Origin of the sequence: Pedobacter chinensis (assembly GCF_003339865.1) — a bacterium.
Lineage (GTDB): Bacteria > Bacteroidota > Bacteroidia > Sphingobacteriales > Sphingobacteriaceae > Pedobacter > Pedobacter chinensis.
In genome coordinates, this window is sequence record NZ_QPKV01000021.1 from 1 (window position 1) to 5636 (window position 5636).

Sequence of the window (5636 nt, forward strand, 5' to 3'; positions counted from 1 at the left end):
TTTAAGATTTGGCACCGACCTACTCTCCCACGTGTTACCGCAGTACCATCGGCTCTGGTGGGCTTAACTTCTCTGTTCGGAATGGGAAGAGGTGGACACCACCGATATAGGCACCTGAATATTTTATTGAGGCAAAAGGTGGACGGCATGAAGGTGGAGGGTAACCCCGGACCTTGAGCCATTCGGCCTTGAACCTTGAACATTATTGAAAGAAGTCAATCTGAAGAGCGAACAACGGTCTGTCTGCCTTGAAAGCCTCGGATGATTAGTATCACTCGACTGTGGTGTCGCCACCTTTACATCTGTGACCTATCGACGTGGTAGTCTTCCACGGTCCTGATATGGAACTCTCATCTCGTGGCTAGTTTCGCACTTAGATGCTTTCAGCGCTTATCTATTCCCAGCGTAGCTACTCTGCAATGCCCCTGGCGGAACAACAGATTCACTAGAGGCTGGTCCAACCCGGTCCTCTCGTACTAAGGTCAGCCCCACTCAAAATTCCTACGCCCACAACAGATAGGGACCGAACTGTCTCGCGACGTTCTGAACCCAGCTCGCGTGCCACTTTAATCGGCGAACAGCCGAACCCTTGGGACCTTCTCCAGCCCCAGGATGTGACGAGCCGACATCGAGGTGCCAAACCTCCCCGTCGATATGAGCTCTTGGGGGAGATCAGCCTGTTATCCCCAGCGTACCTTTTATCCTTTGAGCGATGGCCCTTCCATGCAGAACCACCGGATCACTATATCCGTCTTTCGACCCTGATCGACCTGTGTGTCTCACAGTCAAGCAAGCTTATGCTATTGCACTCCACGTACGGTTACCAAGCGTACTGAGCTTACCTTTGAAAGCCTCCGTTACCTTTTTGGAGGCGACCACCCCAGTCAAACTACCCATCAAACAATGTCTCCCTCAGAGAGGGATTAGACACCGAACACAGAAAGGGTGGTATTTCAACGTTGACTCCACGACGCCTGGCGACGCCGCTTCATAGTCTCCCACCTATCCTACACATCCTGTGCCCAATGTCAATGTTAAATTGTAGTGAAGGTGCATGGGGTCTTTCCGTCCCGTTGCGGGTACCCGGCGTCTTCACCGGGACCACAATTTCACCGAGCTCATGGCTGAGACAGCGCCCAGATCGTTACACCATTCGTGCAGGTCGGAACTTACCCGACAAGGAATTTCGCTACCTTAGGACCGTTATAGTTACGGCCGCCGTTTACTGGGGCTTCGATTCAATGCTTCTCCTTGCGGATGACATCCCCTCTTAACCTTCCAGCACCGGGCAGGTGTCAGGCCTTATACCTCATCTTTCGATTTTGCAAAGCCATGTGTTTTTGTTAAACAGTCGCCTGGGCCTTTTCACTGCGGCTGACATTGCTGCCAGCGCCCCTTCTCCCGAAGTTACAGGGCCATTTTGCCGAGTTCCTTAGCCATGATTCACTCGAGCACCTTAGAATCCTCTTCCCGGATACCTGTGTCGGTTTGCGGTACGGGTTTTTATGACCTGAGGCTTAGCGGTTTTTCTTGGAAGTCTGATTACCTGCGCTATCCGCTCGGCCGGAGCCTCGCGGTACTATCAGCTTTCAGCATCGTTGGCGGATTTGCCTGCCATCGATATACCTACGGCCTTCAACGATCTATTCCGTCAGATCGCGGCAGTGTCACTACTCCGTCCCCACATCGCAGTCATAAAAAGTACGGTAATATTAAACCGTTGTCCATCGAATTTCCCCTTCGGGTTCTCCTTAGGTCCCGACTGACCCTGATCCGATTAGCGTTGATCAGGAAACCTTATCCTTTCGGTGGGCGGGTTTCTCTCCCGCCTTATCGTTACTTATGCCTACATTTGCTTTTCCATGCGCTCCAGCACCCATTGCCAGATACCTTCGCCGCACATGGAATGCTCCCCTACCGATATATTTCAATCCCATAGCTTCGGTGCACGGTTTCATGCCCGTTTATTATCCATGCCCGATCGCTCGACTAGTGAGCTGTTACGCACTCTTTAAATGAATGGCTGCTTCCAAGCCAACATCCTAGCTGTCTGTGCAATCGGACCTCGTTAGTTCAACTTAACCGTGACTTGGGGACCTTAGCTGATGGTCTGGGTTCTTTCCCTCTCGGCGCGTGACCTTAGCACCCCGCGCCTCACTGCAGACCATATCTCATAGCATTCGGAGTTTGTCTGGATTTGGTAGGATTTGACTCCCCCGCACCCAATCAGTAGCTCTACCTCTATGAGACTAAATGTCCACGCTGTTCCTAAAAACATTTCGGGGAGTACGAGCTATTTCCCAGTTTGATTAGCCTTTCACCCCTACCCACAGATCATCCGGAAACTTTTCAACGTTTATCGGTTCGGTCCTCCAGTACGTGTTACCGCACCTTCAACCTGTCCATGGGTAGATCACAAGGTTTCGCGTCTACCCCCTCTGACTATGCGCCCTGTTCAGACTCGCTTTCGCTTCGGATCCGTGCCTGAAGCACTTAACCTTGCCAGAGAGGAGTAACTCGTAGGCTCATTATGCAAAAGGCACGCCGTCACTGGACCTGCCAGCTCCGACCGCTTGTAAGTACACGGTTTCAGGTTCTGTTTCACTCCCCTGTTCGGGGTTCTTTTCACCTTTCCCTCACGGTACTGGTTCACTATCGGTCTCTCAGGAGTATTTAGCCTTACCGGATGGTGCCGGCAGATTCCCACAAGGCGTCTCCGACCTCGCGGTACTCAGGATACTACTAGGCCAGCGTTCTATACGTGTACAGGGCTATCACCTTGTATCGCCGGGATTCCCATCCCGTTCCACTTCTGTTCGCTGATGCCACGTCGTAGTCCTACAACCCCACCCATGCCGTGACATGGATGGTTTGGGCTCTTTCCCTTTCGCTCGCCACTACTCAGGAAATCATTGTTATTTTCTCTTCCTCTGCTTACTTAGATGTTTCAGTTCGGCAGGTTCGCTCATATCATGTGACTGGTCTTCAACCAGCCGGGTTGCCCCATTCGGAGATCTTCGGATCAATTCCCATTTGCAAATACCCGAAGCTTATCGCAGCTTATCACGTCCTTCATCGCCTCTGAGAGCCAAGGCATCCCCCGTGTACTCTTTATTACTTTCTTCCACTCATGCGCCTTTTGCGCCGCATGGTGTGCTTTTTCGCTCTTGTCGTGATGTCTCACACTTATCCAGCATTTGCATGTCAGTTAAGTGAGCACAAACACAACAGTCGCCTGTCGTTGTTTGCTCTTCTTTTTTAACTTCTTCCAATATGTCAAAGAACTTTGTTAAGGTTGAAGGTGGAGGGCATGAAGGCAGAGGGTTTCATTCTCCCCCAACCAAGCCTCGTTTCAGCCTTATTAGTAAAAACCGCGGTCTCGAACCGTTTTATACAATAAATCCATATCATATATGCCCCATGGCGTTTTCTTCTTTTTTGATCATGTCAATGTGGATCACCGATCCCGGTGATGTCGTCTTTTGTTGTGGTCTCTTTGTCTCGGCCATGGGTCTCGCCCCACGCCCTCAACCTTTCAACCCTGTCTGGTGGAGAATAACGGAGTCGAACCGTTGACCTCCTGCGTGCAAGGCAGGCGCTCTAGCCAGCTGAGCTAATCCCCCAGATTCAGTTTCCAGCCTTTCGGTTCACAGTGTCATCACTGCCAATTGCCGACTGGGCACCTTCAATGGTAGTCCCGTCCAGATTTGAACTGGAGACCCCTACATTATCAGTGTAGTGCTCTAACCAGGCTGAGCTACGGGACTTCTTGTCAGGTCGCTTGGTCGCGGGTTAGTATGTCACCGCCACCGCTTCCTTTGCCAACCTAGCTTCAGTGCCGTTGTCTTGTTGGTCATTGGGACAACCGTCATTTCTTCTGGGTGTTTCTTTTTTGTTTCTTCATATAAGAGTATCATGTTGCGCAGCGAGTAGTCAACTCTGCTCCAGAAAGGAGGTATTCCAGCCGCACCTTCCGGTACGGCTACCTTGTTACGACTTAGCCCCAGTTATCGGTTTTACCCTAGGACGCTCCTTGCGGTTACATACTTTAGGTACCCCCAACTTCCATGGCTTGACGGGCGGTGTGTACAAGGCCCGGGAACGTATTCACCGCGTCATTGCTGATACGCGATTACTAGCGAATCCAACTTCATGGGGTCGAGTTGCAGACCCCAATCCGAACTGTGAATGGCTTTGTGAGATTCGCATCATATCGCTATGTAGCTGCCCTCTGTACCATCCATTGTAGCACGTGTGTAGCCCCGGACGTAAGGGCCATGATGACTTGACGTCGTCCCCTCCTTCCTCTCTGTTTGCACAGGCAGTCTGTTTAGAGTCCCCACCTTGACGTGCTGGCAACTAAACATAGGGGTTGCGCTCGTTGCGGGACTTAACCCAACACCTCACGGCACGAGCTGACGACAGCCATGCAGCACCTAGTTTCGTGTCCTTGCGGACGCATCCATCTCTGGACGCTTCACTAACTTTCAAGCCCGGGTAAGGTTCCTCGCGTATCATCGAATTAAACCACATGCTCCTCCGCTTGTGCGGGCCCCCGTCAATTCCTTTGAGTTTCACCCTTGCGGGCGTACTCCCCAGGTGGAACACTTAACGCTTTCGCTTAGCCGCTGACAGTGTATCGCCAACAGCGAGTGTTCATCGTTTAGGGCGTGGACTACCAGGGTATCTAATCCTGTTTGATCCCCACGCTTTCGTGCCTCAGCGTCAATAGGACCATAGTGAGCTGCCTTCGCAATCGGTGTTCTGAGACATATCTATGCATTTCACCGCTACTTGTCTCATTCCGCCCACCTCTAGTCCATTCAAGCCCATCAGTATCAAGGGCACTGCGATGGTTGAGCCACCGTCTTTCACCCCTGACTTAACAGGCCGCCTACGCACCCTTTAAACCCAATAAATCCGGATAACGCTTGGATCCTCCGTATTACCGCGGCTGCTGGCACGGAGTTAGCCGATCCTTATTCCTCCGGTACATTCAGCTCCCTACACGTAGAGAGGTTTATTCCCGGATAAAAGCAGTTTACAACCCATAGGGCAGTCTTCCTGCACGCGGCATGGCTGGTTCAGAGTTGCCTCCATTGACCAATATTCCTTACTGCTGCCTCCCGTAGGAGTCTGGTCCGTGTCTCAGTACCAGTGTGGGGGGCCATCCTCTCAGATCCCCTAGTCATCGTCGCCTTGGTGGGCCGTTACCCCGCCAACAAGCTAATGACACGCATGCCCATCTCAATCCCATGAATGTTTGATCATCGCACGATGCCGTGCGGTGATCTTATGCGGTGTTAATCCGGATTTCTCCGGGCTATCCCCCTGATTGAGGTAGGTTGCATACGCGTTACGCACCCGTGCGCCGGTCTCAAGGAGAGCAAGCTCCCCTCTACCCCTCGACTTGCATGTATTAGGCCTGCCGCTAGCGTTCATCCTGAGCCAGGATCAAACTCTCCATTGTAAAATGTGTTGTAAGATTCTGACCAGTTTTCAACCATGTTAAAATTGGTCATCTTTTTTTGTTATGTCTGTCAGACATTGACTTTAAAATCAAGCTTCGGAACTCTGTACTTGAATCCGTACTTCATTACCCCGCTTGCGCTACATTGACATCTCTTTTAAGAACT

2 tRNA genes and 3 rRNA genes are annotated in these 5636 nt (G+C 51.5%); all 5 read right to left on the bottom strand.

Going from position 1 to position 5636, the window contains the following annotated elements:
* Positions 1-6: 6 nt before the first annotated feature.
* The 5 genes from rrf to DU508_RS23655 all read right to left on the bottom strand — a co-directional run bounded on the left by rrf (position 7) and on the right by DU508_RS23655 (position 5470).
* Positions 7-118 (bottom strand): 5S ribosomal RNA (gene rrf / locus DU508_RS23630).
* A gap of 128 nt (positions 119-246) precedes the next feature.
* Positions 247-3124: ribosomal RNA gene (locus DU508_RS23635) — 23S ribosomal RNA — on the bottom strand.
* Between the two features lie 422 nt (positions 3125-3546).
* Positions 3547-3623: transfer RNA gene (locus DU508_RS23645), tRNA-Ala, on the bottom strand.
* Positions 3624-3689: 66 nt separating this feature from the next.
* Positions 3690-3767 (bottom strand) — tRNA-Ile (locus tag DU508_RS23650).
* Between the two features lie 181 nt (positions 3768-3948).
* Positions 3949-5470, bottom strand: a 16S ribosomal RNA gene (locus DU508_RS23655).
* The 16S, 23S and 5S rRNA genes sit together here with 2 tRNA genes alongside, the layout of an rRNA operon.
* Positions 5471-5636 lie beyond the last annotated feature (166 nt).